This is a genomic window from Nostoc sphaeroides (genome assembly GCF_003443655.1).
GTDB lineage: Bacteria > Cyanobacteriota > Cyanobacteriia > Cyanobacteriales > Nostocaceae > Nostoc > Nostoc sphaeroides.
The window spans coordinates 5,433,256-5,455,127 of sequence record NZ_CP031941.1 but is presented as its reverse complement, the minus strand read 5'-3'; the positions used below and the strand labels follow the sequence as shown (position 1 = coordinate 5,455,127).

General features: G+C 40.9%; 20 protein-coding genes and 1 pseudogene. 10 read left to right on the top strand and 11 right to left on the bottom strand.

Features of this window, described 5'->3' with window-relative positions; translation table 11 throughout:
• Positions 1-128: 128 nt before the first annotated feature.
• The gene (locus D1367_RS24280; protein WP_118168866.1) at positions 129-323 is read left to right on the top strand and encodes a hypothetical protein; all 195 of its coding nucleotides are present in this window, start codon (positions 129-131) and stop codon (positions 321-323) included.
• Positions 324-537: 214 nt separating this feature from the next.
• Here D1367_RS24280 and D1367_RS24275 read toward each other — a convergent pair whose 3' ends face one another.
• The gene (locus D1367_RS24275; protein WP_118168865.1) at positions 538-1,650 is read right to left on the bottom strand and encodes a CobW family GTP-binding protein; all 1,113 of its coding nucleotides are present in this window, start codon (positions 1,648-1,650) and stop codon (positions 538-540) included.
• 270 nt (positions 1,651-1,920) lie between these two features.
• On the opposite strand from D1367_RS24275, the gene cysS reads away from it, so the two are divergent.
• From cysS to D1367_RS24260, 3 genes are all read left to right on the top strand, one after another.
• On the top strand, positions 1,921-3,387 hold the full coding sequence (gene cysS / locus D1367_RS24270; RefSeq protein ID WP_118168862.1) for a cysteine--tRNA ligase: 1,467 nt from the start codon (positions 1,921-1,923) through the stop codon (positions 3,385-3,387).
• Between the two features lie 116 nt (positions 3,388-3,503).
• Positions 3,504-4,943, top strand: coding sequence for a TldD/PmbA family protein (locus D1367_RS24265; protein ID WP_118168860.1), 1,440 nt, complete (start codon positions 3,504-3,506; stop codon positions 4,941-4,943).
• 169 nt (positions 4,944-5,112) lie between these two features.
• Positions 5,113-6,459, top strand: a complete 1,347-nt coding sequence (locus tag D1367_RS24260) for a TldD/PmbA family protein (RefSeq protein ID WP_118168858.1) — start codon at positions 5,113-5,115, stop codon at positions 6,457-6,459.
• Between the two features lie 260 nt (positions 6,460-6,719).
• Here the strand turns inward: D1367_RS24260 and D1367_RS24255 are convergent, their stop codons facing one another.
• The 3 genes from D1367_RS24255 to D1367_RS32925 all read right to left on the bottom strand — a co-directional run bounded on the left by D1367_RS24255 (position 6,720) and on the right by D1367_RS32925 (position 8,170).
• The gene (locus D1367_RS24255) at positions 6,720-7,388 is read right to left on the bottom strand and encodes a DivIVA domain-containing protein (RefSeq protein WP_118168856.1); all 669 of its coding nucleotides are present in this window, start codon (positions 7,386-7,388) and stop codon (positions 6,720-6,722) included.
• Entirely contained in the window at positions 7,298-7,849 is a 552-nt protein-coding gene (coaD, locus tag D1367_RS24250; protein WP_118168854.1) for a pantetheine-phosphate adenylyltransferase, read from the bottom strand. The genes D1367_RS24255 and coaD overlap by 91 nt, the downstream gene beginning before the upstream one ends.
• Positions 7,850-8,041: 192 nt before the next feature.
• On the bottom strand, positions 8,042-8,170 hold the full coding sequence (locus D1367_RS32925) for a hypothetical protein (RefSeq protein WP_267255614.1): 129 nt from the start codon (positions 8,168-8,170) through the stop codon (positions 8,042-8,044).
• A 271-nt stretch (positions 8,171-8,441) separates the two neighbouring features.
• Between D1367_RS32925 and lgt the strand changes: the two genes are divergently transcribed.
• The 5 genes from lgt to D1367_RS24225 all read left to right on the top strand — a co-directional run bounded on the left by lgt (position 8,442) and on the right by D1367_RS24225 (position 13,487).
• Positions 8,442-9,317: a prolipoprotein diacylglyceryl transferase gene (gene lgt / locus D1367_RS24245; protein WP_118168852.1), complete on the top strand. Its 876-nt coding sequence runs from the start codon at positions 8,442-8,444 to the stop codon at positions 9,315-9,317.
• Between the two features lie 677 nt (positions 9,318-9,994).
• Positions 9,995-10,786 (top strand): precorrin-4 C(11)-methyltransferase, encoded by a 792-nt coding sequence (cobM, locus tag D1367_RS24240; protein WP_118168850.1) that lies wholly within the window; start codon positions 9,995-9,997, stop codon positions 10,784-10,786.
• Positions 10,787-10,995: 209 nt separating this feature from the next.
• Positions 10,996-11,349 carry a phenylpyruvate tautomerase MIF-related protein gene (locus D1367_RS24235; protein WP_118168848.1) on the top strand — a complete coding sequence of 118 codons (354 nt, stop codon included), beginning with the start codon at positions 10,996-10,998 and terminating at the stop codon, positions 11,347-11,349.
• Positions 11,350-11,427: 78 nt separating this feature from the next.
• Positions 11,428-12,522, top strand: coding sequence for a dual-specificity RNA methyltransferase RlmN (gene rlmN / locus D1367_RS24230; RefSeq protein ID WP_118168846.1), 1,095 nt, complete (start codon positions 11,428-11,430; stop codon positions 12,520-12,522).
• Between the two features lie 494 nt (positions 12,523-13,016).
• A complete protein-coding gene (locus D1367_RS24225; RefSeq protein WP_118168844.1) occupies positions 13,017-13,487 on the top strand; it encodes a hypothetical protein in 471 nt (156 codons plus the stop codon).
• 77 nt (positions 13,488-13,564) lie between these two features.
• Here D1367_RS24225 and D1367_RS24220 read toward each other — a convergent pair whose 3' ends face one another.
• The 5 genes from D1367_RS24220 to D1367_RS24200 all read right to left on the bottom strand — a co-directional run bounded on the left by D1367_RS24220 (position 13,565) and on the right by D1367_RS24200 (position 16,560).
• Positions 13,565-13,744: a replication restart DNA helicase PriA gene (locus tag D1367_RS24220; protein ID WP_118168842.1), complete on the bottom strand. Its 180-nt coding sequence runs from the start codon at positions 13,742-13,744 to the stop codon at positions 13,565-13,567.
• 666 nt (positions 13,745-14,410) lie between these two features.
• Entirely contained in the window at positions 14,411-14,866 is a 456-nt protein-coding gene (locus tag D1367_RS24215; protein ID WP_118168840.1) for a hypothetical protein, read from the bottom strand.
• Positions 14,867-15,031: 165 nt separating this feature from the next.
• Positions 15,032-15,412, bottom strand: coding sequence for a hypothetical protein (locus D1367_RS24210; protein WP_118168838.1), 381 nt, complete (start codon positions 15,410-15,412; stop codon positions 15,032-15,034).
• Between the two features lie 129 nt (positions 15,413-15,541).
• The gene (locus D1367_RS24205) at positions 15,542-15,922 is read right to left on the bottom strand and encodes a hypothetical protein (RefSeq protein ID WP_118168836.1); all 381 of its coding nucleotides are present in this window, start codon (positions 15,920-15,922) and stop codon (positions 15,542-15,544) included.
• 20 nt (positions 15,923-15,942) lie between these two features.
• Positions 15,943-16,560, bottom strand: a complete 618-nt coding sequence (locus D1367_RS24200; protein ID WP_118168834.1) for a hypothetical protein — start codon at positions 16,558-16,560, stop codon at positions 15,943-15,945.
• Positions 16,561-17,266: 706 nt separating this feature from the next.
• On the opposite strand from D1367_RS24200, the gene D1367_RS24190 reads away from it, so the two are divergent.
• Positions 17,267-17,665: a helix-turn-helix domain-containing protein gene (locus D1367_RS24190; protein WP_228674753.1), complete on the top strand. Its 399-nt coding sequence runs from the start codon at positions 17,267-17,269 to the stop codon at positions 17,663-17,665.
• Positions 17,666-18,264: 599 nt separating this feature from the next.
• Here the strand turns inward: D1367_RS24190 and uvrC are convergent.
• On the bottom strand, positions 18,265-20,142 hold the full coding sequence (gene uvrC, locus D1367_RS24185) for an excinuclease ABC subunit UvrC (RefSeq protein WP_118171640.1): 1,878 nt from the start codon (positions 20,140-20,142) through the stop codon (positions 18,265-18,267).
• A gap of 340 nt (positions 20,143-20,482) precedes the next feature.
• Positions 20,483-21,812, bottom strand: a pseudogene (locus D1367_RS24175) (RNA-guided endonuclease InsQ/TnpB family protein).
• Positions 21,813-21,872: the final 60 nt, after the last annotated feature.

The window sequence follows — 21,872 nt, the reverse complement described above, 5'->3', positions numbered from 1 at the left end:
TAAACTCAAGTAAAGTACTTGTCTTGTAGGCGTTTCAGGAATTTGAGCCAGTAATACATTTATTCGCTGAAACTCAGACCTAGTAATGATTTTAGTTTCCTTAAGATTTTCTTTATGAATCAGCTCTTATGCAGGAGTCAGTAACTTATCAAGCTATCCTTGCTGAAGGTTTAGCTGAAGGTCGTGCTGAAGAAGTGCGGCGTGTAGCGATGAATTTACTTAAAGAGGGAATGTCTATAGAGATAGTGTCCAAAGTCACGGGCTTAACTGTGGAGCAGGTACAGCAGTTGTCAAGCCAAGAAACTGGTAATGTAAGAGAGTGAGGAAGTGCGATGTCTACGATGGTCACTGAGCTTGCGTTGCCCTGAGCTTTGTCGAGGGGTCGAAGTACGGGCTACGCCTACGCTATTCTCTCATTTTCATTGTTCAAAATCGATGGCGGAGCCATTGGGAATGCATTCCCAGGTGGAACCTGGGAACGAGTATACGCGATGAATCGCGTCTCTCTTGTACAGACGCGATTCATCGCGTCTCTAATTATTTCCCAAAGCCTTTACCGCGAGAGGTTGAAGGTAGACAAATGCAGTTTTCGAGTTGAGTGATTAAAGCCTCACGATCCAAATTTTGGCCAATCAGCACGATTTGGTTTTTCAATTTACCTTTCCATTCATCATCATCCAAGGTAAAGCGTTTACCGCAAAGGTGGAAAATATGACGCTTTGGACTTTCATCAAACCACATAATCCCCTTCGCTCGGAAGATATTTGAGGGTATCTGGTTATCTAAGAAATACTGAAACTTCCTAATCGAAAAAGGTTTATCACTTTGGAAAGAGATGGAAGTAAAACCATCATTTTCTAAATGGTCAGAATGATGGTGATCGTGATGATCGTGGTCATGGTCGTGATGATCGTGACCGCATGTTGAGTGATCGTGATCATCATGGCCGTGATGTTCATGATCGTGATGGTCGTGTTCATCCACCACTGTGTCAAAATATTTATCAGACTCAAACAGACCAACACTCAGAATTAACGGAAGTGGTACTTGCGATCGCGTCGTGCGGAGAATTCTCGCTCCTTCCTTGACTTCGTTAATTTTTGTTTCTAACTCGTTCAAAGTGGCTTCATCAACCAAATCCGCCTTGTTCAGTACAATTACATCACCATAAGCAATCTGGCTGTATGCCGCCTGAGAGTTAAATAAATCTAGGCTGTAATTTGCCGCGTCTACTACGGTAATAATCGAATCTAAGCGAGTTAAATCTCGCAATTCTGTGCCTAAAAATGTTAAAGCTACTGGTAGCGGATCTGCCAATCCAGTTGTTTCCACTACTAGATAATCTAGATTTTCTTGGCGTTCTAAAACTTTGTAAACTGCATCTACCAAATCATTATTAATAGTGCAGCAAATACAACCATTATTTAGCTCCACCATGTTCTCACCAGTGGAAACAATTAGCTCGTTGTCGATGCCAATTTCGCCAAATTCATTTACGAGAACAGCGGTTTTTAAACCCTGTTGGTTGTTGAGGATATGATTGAGTAAAGTCGTCTTGCCACTACCGAGGAAACCCGTAATAATTGTTACTGGCATTCCTTGTTTGGGCGTATCCATTGCCGAAGATTCGGGTGTAACTGCTGATTGCATAGCGCTGTTATCAAATAGTCAAAAAATAGTAATGTAGCGCAGATAGTCCAGAAAACACTAGCGCCGCTAGGCGGAAGTCAAAAATCACCCTGAGCGCAGCCGAAGGGTAAAAAAGTCAAAAGTCAAAAACCCTTGATTTCTGGGCTTTTGAGATTTTGTCCAATAGTATGTTGATTTCCACCGTGACGTACTAGCATAGGGATGCTGGACTGTCATCCCAGCTGCTTTACCCTATTATTACGTATCTTCTTATTTCAGCATTACTCTGTTATGACCCTAACCCTTTACAATACCCTCACCCGTCGTCAAGAACCGTTTGAAACAGTTGAAGCAGGCAAGGTTAAGATGTATTACTGCGGCGTGACGGTATACGACTACTGCCATTTGGGTCATGCTAGAGCTTGCATCGTTTGGGACGTAGTGCGCCGATACCTCCAGTTTATCGGCTATGAAGTGCGATATATCCAAAATTTTACCGATATTGATGACAAGATTCTGAATCGCGCCTGTGTTGAACATTCATCAATGGAAGCTGTAGCCGATCGCTTTATCAAAGCATATTTTGAGGATATGGCGCGATTAGGAATCAAAGAAGCTGATGAATATCCCCGTGCTACCCATACGATGAATGGCATTCAACGGTTAATTCATGAGTTGGAAAATAAAGGTTTTGCCTACCCTGCTGACGGCGATGTGTATTATGAAGTGCGGCAGTTTGCTGAGTATGGCAAGCTTTCGGGACGCAAGTTAGAGGATATGCAAGCCGGGAAAAGCGATCGCGTCAATGTAGAAGATCCAGAATACCAGAAAAAGAAAGACCCCTTTGATTTTGCTTTATGGAAGGCAGCAAAACCAGGAGAACCAGCTTGGGAGTCACCTTGGGGCGCAGGTCGTCCGGGGTGGCATATAGAATGCTCGGCAATGGTACGCGATCGCTTGGGTGATACCATCGATATTCATGCTGGTGGTGCTGACTTAATTTTTCCCCACCACGAAAACGAAATTGCCCAATCTGAGGCTGTGACAGGAAAACCTCTGGCGCGTTACTGGTTACATAACGGTATGGTGAAGGTAGATGGTGAAAAAATGTCCAAATCTTTGGGTAATTTTACCACTATTCGAGAATTGCTGGATCGAGGAGTTGACCCGATGGCGGTGCGGTTGTTCGTACTGACCGCTCAATATCGCACACCAATTGATTTTACCGACGAAGCGATCGCCGGAGCAACCAATGGTTGGCACACCATTAAAGAAGGTTTACTCTTCGGCTACCAATACGGTAAAAAACTAGGTTGGGGAGTGGGGAGTGGGGAGTGGGGAGTGGGAACTGCCTCACTACTCCCTGAGATTGTTGAACGCTTTCAAGAAGTTGTAAATAACGACTTTAATTTTCCTGGTGGGTTAACAGTGCTGTTTGAATTAGCCAAAGAACTAATCCGTGAGGGAAATATTATTGTGCATGAAGGGAAAACCGAAACTTCCCCTGATGAGTTACAGCGTCAATGGCAAACTCTCGTCACATTAGCTGGAGTTTTAGGTTTAGAAGCCGAGATAGAAGCAGAACCTGACAAGAGTAATGGTTTAAGCGATGCGGAAATTGAAGCGAAAATTCAGCAAAGGCAAGAAGCACGGATTGCCAAAAATTTTGCCGAAAGCGATCGCATTCGTGACGAACTTCAAGCAGAAGGTATTACGCTAATTGATAGCCGTGATGGCACGCGCTGGCACCGGAATTAGAGGGGAGTGGAGAGTTAGGAGTTAGGAGTTAGGAGTTATAAAAATTCTTTCACCAATGCCCCATTCCCCATTCCCCATTCCCCATTCCCTATTCCCAATTCCCTATTCCTTAAATTATGTGGTCTGAACTTAAGAAAGCGATCGCTAGTTTCGACATTCCTGCTGATTGGATTGGTATTAGAGCCGTAAAGGAGACTTCTACTACCCGTTCAGTTCGTGACGGCTTACCCCAGGTAAATGGCAAATCCTTCACTGTCGGAGCCATGCTGGAAGTTTTGGTAAATGGCTGTCTGGGTTATGCAGCAACTAACTCTCTAGAACTGTCTTACCTACAACATGCTGCCGAAACAGCCTATAAACAAGCACTAGCAGCCAGTGAATGGTGGATACATCCCTTCGGTGAAAGTGAGCGCCCTAAAGTCGTTGGTGAATATAAATCTCCATATCTTGAGCCATTGGATGCTCTGAGTCCGGGAGAAATCAACGATTTACTGGTTCGGATTTGCCAAACCCTGAAAGTTGACGACAAGATTGTGCAAACCATAGCCAGTGCTAGCACAATTGAGAGGGAGTCTTGGTTTACTAGCAGCAACGGCTCAGAAGTCTATCAAAAAATCCTATCTATAGGCACTCATTATGGAGCCACCGCCCAAGATGGTGCGGTTGTACAGCAGCGCAGCAACAACGGCTCTCAGGCAAACTGTTACCAAGGCGGACTCGAACTATTAAAACAAGAAAATTTATGGCATCGGGTGCGACAAATTGGCGAACAAGCAGTAGAACTGTTGACAGCAGAAGAATGTCCAACCACTCGTACCAATTTAGTTTTAGCCCCAGACCAAATGATGCTGCAAATCCATGAAAGTGTCGGGCATCCCCTAGAAATTGACCGAATTTTGGGAGATGAGCGTAACTATGCTGGGGGCAGCTTCGTTAATAAAAGTGATTTTGGCAACCTAGTATATGGTTCGCCACTGATGAACATTACCTTTGATCCTACCGTACCTGGCGAATTTGCTAGCTATGGTTTTGATGATACGGGTGCTGTAGCAACAAAGGAATATTTAGTTAAAGAAGGAGTACTGCAACGGGGTTTAGGTAGTCTAGAGAGTCAAGCAAGAGCAGGTGTACCAGGAGTTGCCTGTGCCCGTGCTTCATCATGGAATCGACCTGCGATCGATCGCATGGCAAACTTAAATTTAGAGCCTTTAAATGGCAGTTTTGAAGACATTATTGCTGGGATAGAACACGGCGTTTACATGGAATCTAACCGTTCTTGGTCAATTGACGATCGCCGCTACAAATTCCAATTTGGTTGTGAGTACGCTAAATTAATTGAAAACGGTAAACTTACCAAAACCCTCCGTAATCCTAACTATCGCGCCACAACACCAGAGTTTTGGCATAGCTTAATCCAAGTAGGAGATGCCACAAATTGGCAAATGTATGGTACTCCTTATTGTGGTAAAGGAGAACCAAATCAGGCTATTTGGGTAGGACATGGTTCACCTGTTTGTGTATTTGCTAATGTCGAAGTTTTTGGTGGAGGAAGTTGAAAAAAGTTAGGAGTTGAAAAAAGTTAGGAGTTGAAAGTTATGAGTTAGGAGTTAAAAAATCTTAAACTCCTAACTCATAACTCCTAACTCCTAACTCCTAATTCCTAACTCCTAATTCCTAACTCCTAACTCCTAACTTTCCCCCCTTCTCTATTAATATTTAATATCTATGAAAATTGAGGAATTATCTGCGTTAGAAGTCAGCTTTAATCAACTGATTGAAACTCTACTGATTAAAAAATCTGAAAATGAACAATTCACCGTGAAACTTAGCAGTGAAAGAAGTCAATTTACTCGTTTCAATCATGCGAAAGTGCGGCAAACTGGTTGTGTTGCTGATGGTTGGCTCGAACTGACTTTGATGGCAGATCAGCGCAGCAGTGTTAGGCAATTCCCCTTTATTGGAAATTGGGATGTAGATTGGCAGTTAGCATATACTGCTTTGCAAGAACTACGCGACGAACTTATTCTACTACCCATCGATCCATATCTAGTTTTGCCATCAGGAAATAATACTAGCAGGGAAATACATTCTGGTAATTTATTGGCAGATGAGTTAGTAGTACCAACTGTGCTAAAACTAGTTGCTGAATTAGATTTTACTGGTATATATGCTGGAGGAATAGTAATTAAAGCGTATGGTGATTCCAACGGGCAAAAACACTGGTTTGCTACTGATTCTTTTACATTAGATTATTCTCTATTTTCCACCTCTGGACAAGCAGTTAAGGGTACATTTGCAGGGAGTAATTGGGATATATCTGCATATATAGCTAAAATTAGCGAAGCCAAACAACAACTTGAATTACTTTCTCGCCCAGCGAAAGAATTACCACGGGGACAATACAAAACTTATTTTGCACCTGCTGCTGTTGCAGATTTATTACTAATGCTTTCTTGGGGAGCAGTCAGCGAAGCTGATATCCAACAAGGAAACAGCGCTTTAGCTGCTTTATCGCGTCAAGAAAAAAAGCTTTCGCCAAGATTTAGTTTGAAAGAAAACTTTCAGAGAGGATTAGTGCCGCGATTTAATGAATTAGGAGAAATAGCAGCACTGGAGTTACCTATAATAGAAAAAGGACATTTGGTAAATAGTTTAGTGAATTCTCGGACTGCTAAGGAATATCAAAAAATTGCCAACGGTGCTAATGGTTCAGAGACTTTACGTGCGCCAGAAGTGACTACTGGAAATTTAGGATTTGAGCAGATTCTTCCGAGTTTAGATACCGGATTATATGTATCTAATTTGCATTACTTGAATTGGAGCGATCGCCACACTGGTAGAATCACAGGTATGACCCGTTATGCTTGTTTTTGGGTAGAAAACGGGGAAATTCTTGCCCCCATTGAAAACTTACGTTTTGACGAAAGTCTCTATCGCTTTTGGGGAGATAAGTTAGTAGATTTGACCAATTTTCAAGAATTCATTCCCGAAGTAGGTACTTATGAAAGCCGCCAACTAGGAGGTAGTTTAGTTCCCGGTATGCTGGTAGAAGATTTTACATATACTTTGTAATCCAGGGCTATTTCATTCTCATCTAGCCCACCTCATAATTTATTCTGAGGCTAATAGCACTCATTCGTCTAAAGACGACTAAAAAAGGCTTTTAGCCCACTTTAGTGGACTTAGGCTAAAAGCCTGTGAACTTTAGTTCTGGGCGGTTTATGTAAAGAAGTCCCAGTATAGAAAACCAAAAGTCTTTATTTATAAAAATTGTTGGGTTAAGCAATAGCGAAACCCAACTTATAATTTTTCCTCATTTCTCGTTAGAACCTTTATTTTTTCTTACCTGGAGGTGAATTGCGCTGAGTGAGGTTATCAATTTGCAATTGTTGCCGTCCATTGGTGATAATTCGCAACATTTGCTTGAGATCCTGCTCAATATTTTCCAAGATGCCATCAGCATAAGCATCAGCACCATCTTCAATATCTTGAGCCTGAGCGATCGCAGTTTGCCTCATAAGCTCTAACTCTTGCTGACAAGCATACCGTTTACGCTCAATTTCAGCGAGGGTTTCTTGCATTATTGCCTCACACTCTTGTTGCACTTGTCGCCGCAGTTGTTCAGCTTCTTGTTCGGCGTGTTGAATAATATCGCTTTCAGCTAAAATTTGCGCTCTTTTTGCTTGCGCGGCCTCAACAACCTGCTGTCCATACTCTTCCGCTTCCAGCAGAATTTCGTCCTTTTGGTTGAGGATAGCTGCTGCTTCTTGAAAAAGCGATGGTAAAGCCAGCCGGATGTAATCAAGCTGATCTAGCAGCTTTTCTTCATCTATGAGAGTGCGTCCTGTCAGAGGAATCCTGAGACTAGAGAGAACTATTTCCTCTAGGCGGTTGAGTTCCTCCTGAATATCTATGCTTCCCTCTCCACCGAGATACTCTTGAGGGGGGGGATTGCTTCCGTTGATATTGGGTTCGACATTGGAGAGTTCTGATTGTAGCATTGGTATATATCTAGGGCAATGTGTGGGGGAACGAGATGATCGATAGAGCCACCAAACCTTGCAATCTCTTTTACCACACTACTACTTAAAAAACTATATTCATTTGAGGTTGCGAGAAAAACTGTTTCTATTTGGGTAGAAAGAGTTTTATTAGTGTGAGCCATTTGCAGTTCCACTTCAAAATCTGACACAGCCCGTAAACCCCGGATCAAAACTTGTGCTTGTCGCATTTGAGCATAGTTGACGGTAAGACCATCAAAGCTGTCTACGTCTACATTAGGTAGATGTTGTGTAGAAAGACTGATCTGATTTAGCCGTTGCTCCACACTAAAAAGTGGCATTTTATTAGGGTTCCGCAGTACAGCGACAATTACCCGCTCAAAGAGCCGACTACCGCGGCCAATGAGGTCAAGGTGTCCCAAGGTGATGGGGTCGAAGCTACCAGGATAAATAGCAATCACAATTTTAGATATATCAAAGTTGTTTAGGTGATTATATCGAAGCTCTTTTGTGTAACTTACTCAAATTTACCATCTTGCGCTCTGAGTAAGGATGCTAAATTCAATTGTTTTGCTGGTACAAGTTATGCTCAACTAGGCGTTAGGAACTATAGCGGTGCAATATGGGAACTCCAAAAAATAAATTATTCCACATTAAAGTCGTTGACTGTTGACTGTTGACTGTTGACTGTTGACTGTTGACTGTTGACTGTTGACTGTTGACTGTTGACTGTTGACTGTTGACTGTTGACTGAAAACTCGTGAACCGTCGAACAATAGCAATGGAATATTTTTTTACTTGGAAGTCCCTATAGCCTGAAACTCACCCCGCCTTTGAGTCAAGCAAACACTCCCCTCTCCAAAGCATCGGAGAGGGGTTGGGGATAAGGTTGAACAAAACCGCTATAAACTCCTAAATATGGATGCTGGATTTCTATTTGTGTCCCCACGAAATTGGGGAGTATTTAAGTACAGTTCCAGCATTCAACACCCAAAAAACTCCGTACTTAGCAAAGTGCGCGGGTAGTTAACGAACTATTCTAGGTAATTTTTTATGGCACTGGATTTTTCCACCTTGCCCTTAGCGTTTCAATTCACTTCACCAGGCCCGATTCTGGTGAAATTAGGGCCACTCAGTATCCGTTGGTATGGCTTATTGATTGCCACAGCAGTGTTAATTGGCGTTATTCTTTCCCAGGAATTGGCAAAGCGTCGTAATGTTAATCCTGAGTTGTTAGGCGATTTATTCTTTTGGTTATTAATTGGGGCGATTCCTGGCGCACGACTATATTACGTTTTTTTTGAGTGGTCAAAATATGCCCCAACTCCAGGAAAAATCTTTGCTATCTGGGAAGGAGGTATTGCCATTCATGGAGCAATTCTTGGTGGCGTTTTGGCTGCGTTAATCTTTGCCAAAATCAAGCAGGTTTCTTTTTGGCAACTGGCAGATTTAGTAGCGCCTTCGCTGATTTTAGGGCAAGCGATCGGACGTTGGGGCAATTTCTTTAATTCTGAAGCTTTTGGCGATCCCACAAATTTACCCTGGAAGCTGTATATTCCCCCAGATCATCGTCCTCTAGAGTATGCTAGCTTCGATTACTTCCATCCCACTTTCCTTTATGAATCTCTGTGGGATTTAACGGTGTTTGCGCTATTAATAACTTTGTTTTTCCGGTCTTTGTCCGGTAAGCCACGTTTGAAGGTAGGCACACTGTTTCTAATTTACTGGCCAGCCTACAGCTTAGGACGCTTGTGGATAGAAGGTTTTCGCACTGATAGCTTGATGCTGGGGCCGTTACGGATAGCACAAGTAGTCAGTAGTCTAGGAATTTTATTTGGATTAGCTGGATTAGCTTGGCTTTACTTACTCAAACGCCCTTTACCCGATGTAGTTCCTACTCCGAAGGGAGATGAGGGGATGAGGGAGTAGGGGGAGCAGGGGAGGCAGGGGGAGCAGGGGAGAAAGAATAACTAATGCCCAATTCCCAATTTCCAATTCCCAAAAAATAAAAAATGCCCCAGAGTATTCTCTAGGGCTTAACCAGGGTGCATCTACCATTACTCTCTACTAGGGAAAAAGGGTGAATCCGGAAAGATACTGAGAAAATATCAAAAAAGTTTTTTGAGGGATTGCCGTGTGTTCTTGTGACATACTCCTATACCGATGCAAGCATACAGTGTAGGCTTCTCAGCAACTCCCGGTATCCCGTCGGATATTAACTGAGCTTTATTTTAATTCCACGAGATGCCCCTCCGCAGAATTGAACAATACAAACCGAAAAGTGTGGTCTTGGGGGTTTCCCCCATGAACAACTTTTCAAGACAAATGTTCATTACCCTTGTACTGTCAGAGTTTTACCTACCCACAGAAAGCGACTTCATTGAAGTCTAGTTACTGGGTAGAACCCCATACTCTGAGTTTTCAAGGTACAGTGTACAGGAAGCCGCTAGCTATTAATTTGATTAAACCTGCACCATTGAAGTGTATCATAAATTACGGCGAATTGTCGTAATTATGCTTATAAAAAATAGCGTTGAAACAAGGCTTAACGATAGGGATTTGGGACTTTTGAAAGAGTTTGCACAAAGCTTGGATATACCGAAAAAATGAGTTATGAAAAAACACTATATGCCATAGAACCATCTGTGTACATTGTGGGAGCAGGGCCTGGAGATCCTGATTTATTGACGGTGAAGGCGCAGAAACTACTGGCTGTTGCTGATGTGATTTTATTTGCTGATTCTTTAATACCTGAACAGATTTTAGAACTTTGCCGAAAAGATGCGGAGATCATTAGAACTGCCAATCAAACTTTAGAAGAGATTTTGCCGATCATGATAGATCGGGTGCGATCGCAACACAAATCTCTAGTCCGTCTCCATTCTGGCGATCCTAGTCTCTACAGCGCCATCCACGAGCAAATGCACCTCTTAGCAGAGGCAAATATTCCTTTTGAAGTCATCCCAGGTATCAGCGCCTTTCAAGCCGCAGCTGCCAAACTCAAAGTAGAGTTGACTGTCCCCGGTTTAGTCCAAACTATCATTTTGACTCGGATCAGTGGACGTACAGAAGTCCCCGCCACTGAGGAATTAACTACTCTCGCGGCACATCAGGCTAGCCTCTGCCTGTATTTGAGTGCGCGTCACGTCGAAAATGCCCAAGCTAAACTACTCGAACACTATCCAGCCGAAACCCCCATTGCAATTTGCTTTCGCATCGGATGGCCCGATGAAAAAATCAAGGTTGTTCCCCTGAATGAAATGGCAGACTGCACTCATAAAGAAGAACTAATTCGCACTACACTTTATATAATCAGTCCAGCCCTCTCGGCAAATAAAGGGCGATCGCGTTTATATCATCCCGAACATAGTCATCTATTCCGTTCATCTCATAACTAAAGGCTAGTGGTCTGTCAAATTTATTTTGACGGTTAGAGAGACGCGATAAATCGCCGTCTCTACAGGAAATTTATCCATCAATTATTTCTTGACACACTACTAGGGCATTGGGCATTGGTTATTCTCCTTGTCCCCCTCATCTCCCTATTGCCTCTGCGTTTCGATAAACTTAACAATGTGAATAAAATCCCAAATCCCAATTCGGTACTATGCCATTAATTAAAGTGCAAACTTCTGCAACTGCTCCTCAAAAAGCTGAAATTGAATCAATGCTTTTAAGCTTATCAGCCAAGTTAGCGAAACATTTGGGAAAACCAGAATCCTATGTCATGACTGCTTTTGAGTCAGAAATTCCCATGACTTTTGCAGGGAATACAGACCCGGTTTGCTATATTGAAATTAAGAGCATCGGCACAATGAAGCCAGACCAAACCGCAGCAATGAGTCAAGATTTTTGCCAGCAGATTAACCAAACTCTAGGTGTGCCGAAAAATCGCATTTACATAGAGTTTGCAGATGCTAAGGGTGCGATGTGGGGCTGGAACGGTACAACCTTTGGGTAATTTCCCTCTTTCTTTGGTCAAGACTAAGTTAATCTGGCAGGTGTAGGATAGAGATCCTACATCAACTCTTGATTTTTTATGTCTGCTACGCCTCTTGTATCTCAAGTTGAGTTACACAACCCAGTAAAATCAGAATTAATTCCCCCCCTTCTCGGCGCTTCTCTTGCGGATTTAACCACTTGGGTGCAGCAGCAGGGACAACCTGCTTACAGAGGAAAGCAGCTGCATGAATGGATCTATGACAAGGGAGTGCGATCGCTAGCTGATATTTCTGTCTTCTCCAAGCAATGGCGGAAGGAAGTAGCAGAAGTTCCCATTGGGCGCTCAACTTTACATTACCGCTCTGAGGCTCCCGATGGCACAGTCAAATTTCTTTTACGATTAGCAGACGATCAAATTATTGAAACTGTTGGCATCCCCACCTTTGCAGAAGCGGGAGATGGGCCAAAATCCCGTTTGACAGTTTGCGTCTCTACTCAGGTGGGTTGCCCAATGGCGTGTGATTTCTGCGCTACTGGTAAAGGAGGCTTCAAGCGGAACCTAGCACGCCATGAAATTGTTGATCAGGTGTTAACTGTGCAAGAAGATTTTCAGCAACGGGTTAGCAATGTCGTATTTATGGGACTAGGCGAACCGTTGTTGAATACTGAGAATGTCCTAGCAGCGCTGAAATGCCTGAATCAAGATGTCGGTATTGGGCAGCGATCGCTTACAGTTTCTACAGTGGGTATTCGCGATCGTATCCGTCAGTTCGCGCAAAACAATTTGCAAATCACTCTCGCTGTTAGTCTCCACGCCCCCAATCAAGCGCTGCGGGAAAAACTCATCCCCAGCGCCCGCGCCTATCCTCTAGAAGATTTGCTGACTGAATGTCGAGAATATGTGGAAATCACTGGACGCCGCGTTACCTTTGAATATGTTCTCCTCGCTGGTGTTAACGATTTACCAGAACATGCATTGGAACTTTCAAAATGCCTGCGAGGATTCCAAAGTCATGTGAATTTGATTCCCTACAACCCCATCCAAGAAGTAGACTACAAACGCCCCAACCGGGATCGCATTCAAGCATTTGTCAACGTCCTTAAGCAACAAAATACTGCTGTTAGTGTGCGTTATTCCCGTGGTTTAGAAGCTGATGCTGCTTGTGGACAATTGAGAGCAAGTAAGAATTAAACCTCTTGCAGTCAATTTTATAAATAAACATGGAACCGCAGATAAACCCAGATATATCTATCCTGAGAATTATCTCTGTTTATCTATGGTGTAAAACCGCTTTAAATCCTGTAGATGGATTACGGAAATCCGGCAAACCATGTAAAAAATATAAATGTATAATTTAATTAAGATGAATTGAATATCTAAAAAATGAGATTTTTATGCAAAATCAAGATAATGCACTAAATATAACCTTGATTTAAAAAGCTATTCTCAACGCATTGATATTTAGAGAACGTTATGGGCTACATCACACAAGAAAATTGTAGGTTGGGTTAAGCAAAGCGCAACCCAACAAAGTCCCTAAATCTTGGGTTTCGTTCCTCAACCCAACCTACACATTTCAAGGTTTTTGGTGCTAACACCAAGCGTATTGAATTATAAATAATGTTGACATTTTAAGGGTTTAGCGATCGCTCAACCCAACCTATAACAATTGAGGAAATAACTCTATGTTGAATCGCTTCTTAATGGTTAAAGCATGGCTACTATTGATTGTGCTTGCAAAAGCTTTATCGATTAATTCTCCTACCTATGCACAAATAATTCAGACAAATCCTCAGCAACCTGAGTCTTTTCAAGAAAGAATGAGACAACAACAAGAGCAGCAAAATCAGCGAACACAAGAGCAATTTAACGAAACATTACTTCGGCAACAGTTTCAGCAACCACAACTACAACAACAACAGAGACTACAACAGCAACAATTTACACAACAACGGCAAGAACTGATCCGCCAGCAACAACTGAGACTACAACAGCAACAATTTAGGCAACAATGGCAAGACTTTACACAACAGCAACAACTAAGAATACAACAGCAACAACTCAGACAAGATCAACAAATTAGACAACAGCAACAATTGAGATTACAAGAACAGATCCGACAGCAACAACTCCGGCAGCAAAAGAACAACCTGTAAAATGTTCAAAATTGTTGACAAGTAATTTTATTATTAGAAATTAGAGAAAATATTCTCTAATTTTTAATTTTTAATAACTAGCGTTGTGCATAAATACCTGGGGCGTAAGCCTCAATCACTTTGCCGGTGCGGGTGCAACTAATCATCAAATAATCACAACTAGAGCATTGTGTTCGAGTTAATTGACTATCAGAAATGTAATAGCGTTCTGCTTGGCTGCCGCAATTTGGGCAGTAAATTTTTTGTACTGTCTGCATTTTCAAACCCCTGGTTGTAACTATTTTTTATTTGAAAAAACTGCTAGTGAAACTAGCAAAAATTTTGATTTCAGCCAACTTAACAAACTTTATTAATATTGGCTGATTATTTTAAACAAAATTTCAGATTTGAAATATTTACGATATCTTTATATATTATCCTAACATTTAAGTGATTTTACCCTCCTACTTTAGATACATAAATTGTTTTTTAATTAAATACTGCTTAGAGATTTACTGATCCCTATTGCGAATGCCTTGAGAGAGACTTATTTATAGTCATTTCAGACAAATAGAAAAAAAGCCGTTCTTGTATTCAAAAATTAAACCCAAAAAAATACTGTATATTTAGTTACAAATTATTTATTTTAAGATTTAGTTAATATTTGCTGGCAAGATTTATGAGATTAAGAAGATTTTTAGCAACGGTTTAATGGTGAACCGTTACTGAGTACTATGAATCAGCGATCGCTAAATGTTTATACGGTTGATATTAGCGATCGCTCCTCTAAGTTTGTAGGTTAAAACACAATACAGTTCAGATAAGACCAAAACACTTGTAGAGACGGCGATTTATCGCGTCTTATAGAGACGGCGATTTATCGCGTCTTATAGAGACGGCGATTTATCGCGTCTCAAAACACCCAAAATTTTTGCCAGTAGCCCTTAACCCAAGCGTATTAGGTTAAAAGATGCTTTATTGATGAGGATATCGTTTTGAAATCTAAGTGTGAAACTCCAGTATGGATTGATATCTGATCTTTGAGATTCGTAATCAGTCAAATAAACATCTTGATTGTTCCACTGGTAAATCTTTTCATGTATTTGTCCATCAGGGGAATCAATATTGTTTTCATAAATCAAGATACCATCCCAGCCTAAAATGGAACGAACTTCATCATAAGACATGCCTGTAGATATAGAGTTATATAAATTTTCCCTGATTTCAGATGACAAATTTATCTGTTGAATCTGTATAGTTTCATTAGTATTTTGATTAAAGACTTTGAACATAGAGTTGATAAAGAAAGTAGGCATCTGAGTAATAGAAAAAACTCTATAGGAATAGAAAAACGCAATCCATGCCAATAAAGCAACAGCTAATAATATTGAATATTTCATAAAAAAAGAGTGGAATAATCACCCTACAATTTTCTCCAATAATATAAATTAGGGTAATATAGCGGTTATCGTTTACGTGAGGTACACCCGTAGGGGCACGGCACTGCCGTGCCCCTACACCTCGCGATATAATGTTGTACCGCATCTGAATGGGAACCACTATAACTAACGAATCCCTGCACTAGTTTCGTGAGTGCTGGTGTATGAATTCGTAATAGTATTGATCGTACCCCAGACTCTAGCTGTCGTCTCTTCATAAAAACTACCATTTAGTTCAGCACCAGCTTTCTGAACAGTAAAATCTTTAAAAACTTTTCCGACTTTACCATTGTTGTACTCGGTTTCAACCTTGCCATCAATGGAAATATTATTAGATGAAGAGTTGTAATCTTGGGTGCGAGTTGAATTGGTTATATTATCGATATTTAAATTAGTCTTTGTTCTGCTTTGCTGAATTGTCCACTGGTTCAAAACAAAAGTCTCACCGGCTAAAGTAGGGCTAGCAAACAAACTAGCAATAATAGCTAAACCGAGAACTTTTTTCATTACTTTGTCCTCATTATAAATTAGTTAGCTTTGTCAGAAAAACTAATCTTGCCAAAGTAACTAAAAGAAGTACTAGGGTGGATTAATCACCCTAGAATATTTTCAAATTCCATCAAGCACTATTAATAATTAACGAACACCTGCGCTGGTTTCGTGAGCATTAGTATATTCGTTAGTTCTAGTCTTAATAGTACCACCAAGCTTAGTCCAATTAGTTTCACTATATTTACCATATAGCTCACTACCTGCTGTATTATTGATAAATTTATCAAAGGAAATTTCTGTACCACTAGCAGGTGTGCTGATATCAATAGCACCATCGACGTAATCTTTTTCAGCCCAAGAATTATATTTTTCGTTACGTTGGGAAAAAGTCTTAGAATCAAGTTTTAAATCTGTGTTTGTTACAGTGTTACTCCAGGAATTTTCGTCACGCACAAATGTTTCACCAGCAAAAGCAGGGGTAGCCAAGAAGGTAGCAAGAATAGCCAAACCAAGAACTTTTTTCATGAGTTTATCCTCGTTGTGAATTAGTTGTCTTTTTCAGCCTCATTTTTAGGTAATTCTTGAGACTGGAACCTGGGAAGTTTGTTAGGCTCATTTGTATTATTTCTGTTTATAGCAACCCCTTTACAGACAGCAGAAATAGTAGGAAAGCTGTCGGGGCTTAGTTGGATACCAGCACTGATTAATTCAGCACAGGCACGAGCATTGATAATTTCTACATCATATTGAGTCTTACGAGAAATAGTTTCAGCCATTTGTTTGCAAGTACTCTCTAAGCTTCCACCCAAAGGGAAAACTATAGAAGCATTCATAGCATAAGAGGCATTGTTAGATAAACTAATCCCGTCATAGGAACTCAAAGAAGTTCCTAATATTAAAGATGGCCTCGGACACACAACATTAATTCCAGCTACTCCTTGAATCTTATAAGTAGCCGATTCACCCAGGTTGTAAACTCCTGTTTGATTAATTGCAGCAGAGTTGCGTTGTTGATTATCAAGAGTCTGCTCTTGATTAGGCTGAGATTGAGAATTAACAGAGTTAGTGACAGACTGTGCTTGGGCTTCGAGATTTATGCTAACTACTCCGAGTAGACATAATAAGGAATGGTTAGTAAATAGTCGTAGAGCTTTTTTAAACATTTGAAGTTTTTTAGATATTGCAAAGGAAGAGTGTTAAGAGTCATGGATTAAGTAACTTGGCAGAATAAAACCAAACTAAGAAAGATAAATTCAATAAAAATTGTCTTTCTTCTTGCCTCCTACCTCCTACCTCTTGCTTCCTGCCTTATCCCAACGACAAATTTTTACGCTGGTCTACTTGGTTTACTAATTGGGTGCTTTACCTCATTAAAACAAGTAGTATCTGCCACTTGATTTACTCTTTAAAGTGTGGATGTTTCTGAACTTTTGCTGTTCGTTATTCATCACGAATTAATATTCTCAACTATCGAGAAAAAGCGCGAGGGGGTTTTTGTGGGGTTAAGTGGGAAATTGGCAAAGATTAATATTCATAAAGCAAAGATAAAATTAACTCTAAATAAGAAGATAAGAAGTAAAAAATTTAAAGAAAAGATAATACAATTTTAAAGTCAAAATGAAGATTAAATAAACTCTTTGAAAAGTTATTCAATAGAAGCTGATTTTTTAAAGATAAAATAAACTTGCTCATAAATTAGTTAATACCTTGTATCATTACAAATACTTAGATAAACAATATTTTAAATTATCTCAAGTTGATAAATTTTATATGACCGAAAAAGCTCCCTTTGGGTGGGAGAAAGGGTTTAAACTCTTTAATTTCCGAGAATTAAGCATCTACATAAAATTCATCAGATTAGTTTGACGTATGAACATCCAAGAGTTATTAACTATTGCGGATAAAGTGGTATCGAAATCATCTGGCAGACACTTGACTGATTTACAAAGTGATTTGTTAAAAGCATCTTCTGAAAATCAGACATACGAACAGTTTGCCAACGATCGCGGCTACTGCCTCGATTATATAAAGAAGGATGTCGGGTCTACGTTATGGCAATTGCTATCTCAAGCATTAGGAGAGAAAGTTACAAAAAAGAACTTTCGGCAAGCGTTAGAGCGATATCAACAGGCTGAAAAATTTGTGACTTATGACGAAAAAGAAAAACAGCAATATTTTGGCATTTACCTGATGTTTTGGCTTTTTAAGGAAGCACAGAAAAACTCGACAACCTTTGAGAATCGATACTACAGCATAGATGCCGATTAAAAGGGAACAGGGAACAGGCAAGAGGGAACAGGGAAATCCCCATAATTAAAATTAGGGGATTTGTACAAGGACGTATTTTTTCTTGCGCTGCGCGTCCCCTTAAAAAATGTTTTTATTTTTTTTCATAAATAAATTTAGGGGCTTTAGACCCAAAATTCGGGCAGGTTTTCAAAGCTGTTCCCTGTTCCCTCTTAAGAGTTCCCTGCCCGAAGGGCTTGGTAATACTGGTGTCTTGGAGTTAAAACTAGCCCTTTCAACGTGACTCGTAAAATATCTTTTCTTCTCTCTGCGCTGCGCCAGTTGCTTCAAGTCGGGGAACCCGCCCAACGCACTGGCTTCTCTGTGCCTCTGCGGTTTGAAAGTAATTTCTAAACCATAGAGTGACAGATAAAAGAGGAATTATTGTCCAAAAATTTCACCACATTGAAAGCCCTAGAATTAAAACTTCACTCATTGAAAATTTCAACTACTTATGTAATATAGCGGTTCCCATTCAGATGCGGTACAACATTATACGCGAGGTGTAAGGGCACGGCAGTGCCGTGCCCCTACGGGTGTACCTCACGTAAACGAGAATGGCTATATGCTTTTCACCCATATCAAGAAGGATGAAAATAATCGTAAATTTCTTGAGCCAAACGCGGGCCGATTCCTGGAACCTCAGCAAGTTGTGTGGGTGCAGCTTGCCGAATATAATCAACTGAGCGAAAATGCCCTAGTAGCTGCTTTTGTCGATGATGTCCTAAACCAGGGATTTCATCTAAACGCGATCGCTTCAATTTATCACTACGTTGCTGACGATGAAAAGTCACTGCAAATCGGTGCGCTTCATCCCGCAACCGCCGCAACAATTGCACCCCTGCTTGTTCTGAATCAGTCGTTAAGGGTTTAGATTCTCCCGGTAAAAAAATCTCTTCTCGCTGCTTCGCCAGACTTACAACTCGCAAGTCTTCTAATAAATTCATCTCTTGCAAAACGGCGACAACTGATGATAATTGACCTTTACCACCATCAATCATGATTAAATCAGGCCAATCTGGATTACCCAAACGTGACAACTGTGGATCGTCACCATACTTACGGAACCGTCGCCCAATAACTTCAGCAAGACTAGCAAAATCATCTGAATGTCCCGCCGTCACCGTGGGATTTTTAATTTTGTAGTGGCGATAATGCTGTTTGGCGGGTAATCCGTCGATAAACACGACTTGCGAAGCTACTGCATTTGAGCCTTGAATATGGGAAATATCATAACCTTCGATGCGATGGGGTACATCTGGTAAATCGAGAATGGCGGCTAAATCTTGCATTGCTTGGTGATTGCGATCGCCTAATTTTTGCATTCTTTGCAATTCATACTGGGCATTTCGCTCTACCATCTCAATTAATTCTGCCTTAGTTTGCCGCAAAGGAGTCAAGATTGTGACTTTTTTCCCTTTGCGTTGAGTTAAGACATCCGCCAATATCTCGCTATCTGGTAAATCATTCTGTACCAAAATTTCTAAAGGTATTTCCACTGAGTCAGCAGTTTGGTAATGTTCCTCTAAAGCTCGTTGTAAAATAGCTCCCGGTTCTGCGTGAGCATCCGCCACAAATGCTAAACGTCCTACCAATTGTCCAGCGCGAATCTGGAATAGTTGAATGCAAGCGTATTCTTCGTTGGCTGCCAGTGCGATCGCATCCCGCGAAACTGTATCATCTGGTAAGGAAACTTTTTGATTAGCTGTCAGCGACTTTAACCCAGAAATTTGGTCACGAATCCGCGCTGCTGACTCAAAATTCAAGTTTTCAGCTGCTGCGTTCATCTGTTGAGTCAAAATCTCAATCAGTTCCTGAGTTCGCCCTTGGAAGACCATCGCTATTTTTTGCACAATTTTGCGATATTCTTCTGGTGAAATCATCTGTTGACAGACACCCGGACAACGCCCTAAATCATAATTTAAGCAAGGACGGTCTTTAAAAAGTGGTTGAGGGCGTTGTCGTTGTGGGAAAATCCGCTTGCACAGGCGGACAATTTCTCGTAATAAACCAGCATCAGTATAAGGGCCGTAAAATTTATCCTTTTCTTTGCCGAATTGACGTTTACGGGTAATAAAAATTCGCGGATAATCTTCTGACCAAGTGATGCAGAGATAGGGATATTTTTTATCATCTTTGAGCAGCACATTAAAGTATGGCTGGTGCTGCTTGATCAAATTCGCTTCTAGTGCTAACGCTTCGGCTTCGGTATCAGTGACAATGAATTCAATTTCTGTCACCAACTTCACCATCGTGGCGATGCGTTCACTCTTGTTGTAGCCATCCCGGAAATAAGAACGGACACGCGATCGCAACTTACGTGATTTACCTATATATATAATGCGATCGCTACTGTCCCGCATGAAATAAACCCCCGGTTCCGGTGGAATTTCGGCTAGACGATTTTCCAGTCGTTCTGGCTCTTTAACCAGTGGTAATATTTGAGTAGATATAGTCACAACCAAAATTAAGTAATCTTTCTCTATTTTAAGAAAAATTATTTTTTCGTGCCGATTTAACGAGTAATTATCAAGTAAATGTAAAGTAGCTAGGCTTTTAGTCTGCACATTAGGTTGGGTTTAACTTTAGTGTTACCCAACAAATTCTGATAAATGTTGGGTTTCGTTCCTCAACCCAACCTACGCAGTTTAAGGTTTTTGGCTCTAACCCAAGCGTATTGAAATATGAATCTTATTGCTGGAAGAAAGTATTCATAAAAAAAGGGAGCTAACAGCTCCCTTACTTATTTGTCTTATTTGTAGTTTTGAATCCACAATCTTAAATAGATGCTTTTATGAACTACCCACAGTTGGCTCCGCCTGAACTGTGGGTTTCTACATCCCTCAGTTCGTTTTTAGCGGAGATTTCTATAGATTTTTGACGCTTCAATGCCCCTAGTTGCTTCAAGATCACCTGCTGTTTTGCGGGTGCGTGAAGTAGAGCTAGACGACTCTGCGTCTGCGAGGCTAGTTCCTAACCCCGGTAGAGTACCTTTTGACCAGTAAAGCATAACTTCGGCTGCTGCAATATCCCTATCCTGCACGTATCCGCAACTACACTCATGCACTCGGATGTCGAGTGTTTTTTTGTGTTGATTTCCGCATTTGGGACAGGTTTGAGAAGGCTTTACAAGGCGGGTTGGAACCTCGATAAATACACCACCAATCTGTTCTACTTTGTATTTAATGGTGCTGCGTAGCATTCCAAATCCGACATCAAGTATCGACTTGTTTAGTCCAGCTTTCTGTTTTTTGCGTTTGCCTTTTTTTGCTTTAGCGGTCATGTTTTTGACCTCTAGTTTTTCAGTCGCTACCATGCTATTACTGCTGGTTATTTGTGTAGCAACTTGATGAACCCAATTTTGCCTTTGGTTAGCAACTTTGCGTTTTAGTTTACTAACTTTGATAGCAGCTTTTTTCCATCTTCTAGAAGCAAGTATTTTCTTCTTTCTATTGGGTTGGCGCTTCCTTCTTTTCTCCTTGGATGCTTTCTTGATTAGATGTTCTGCATTTCTCAAAAACTTAGGAGCCTCAACTTGTTGATGATTCTCGCCATCAGTAATTGATAACGCTGCATTACATCCTAAGTCAATACCAACAGCGCCAACAGGTAAAATCTCTGGTTTCAGAACTTGGTCTAAGACTTCAACCGTAATAGATGCGTACCACTTACCATTACGAAAAATGATAGTGCAAGTAGTTGGTTTGCCCCAATATTTAGCCTGCCCACGCATCTGAATACGTCCAATCTTAGACAAATTGAGATACCCATTCTCTCCATCCGATTCAACAGAGTAGCCAGTTTTAGCGGGATATGTCCACCCTGAATAATGCCTAATTGATTTGAATCTAGGACGTTTACCTAAACCTTTGAGCCAACGCTCAAAAGCAAAATCAACACGTTTTAATGTTGCTTGCAATGCCTGAGAATTAATTTCTTTATACTCAATCCAAACATCTTTGAACGCTGGTAAAGAGTTCTGCTGCTCCATGTAGTCAACAGAATGATTAAAGTTTTGATACTGATAAAATCTATTGTTAACAGCAGCGTTATACAGGTCTTTGTGTAACTTCCGGTGATATCTCAAAGACTGCTCTATCTGCTCATTTGGGTATAACCGAAAAGTCATTCGCCTGATCGCCACTTTTATTTTTACCTCCAAGAAATTAAAAAGCTATATCATTGATAA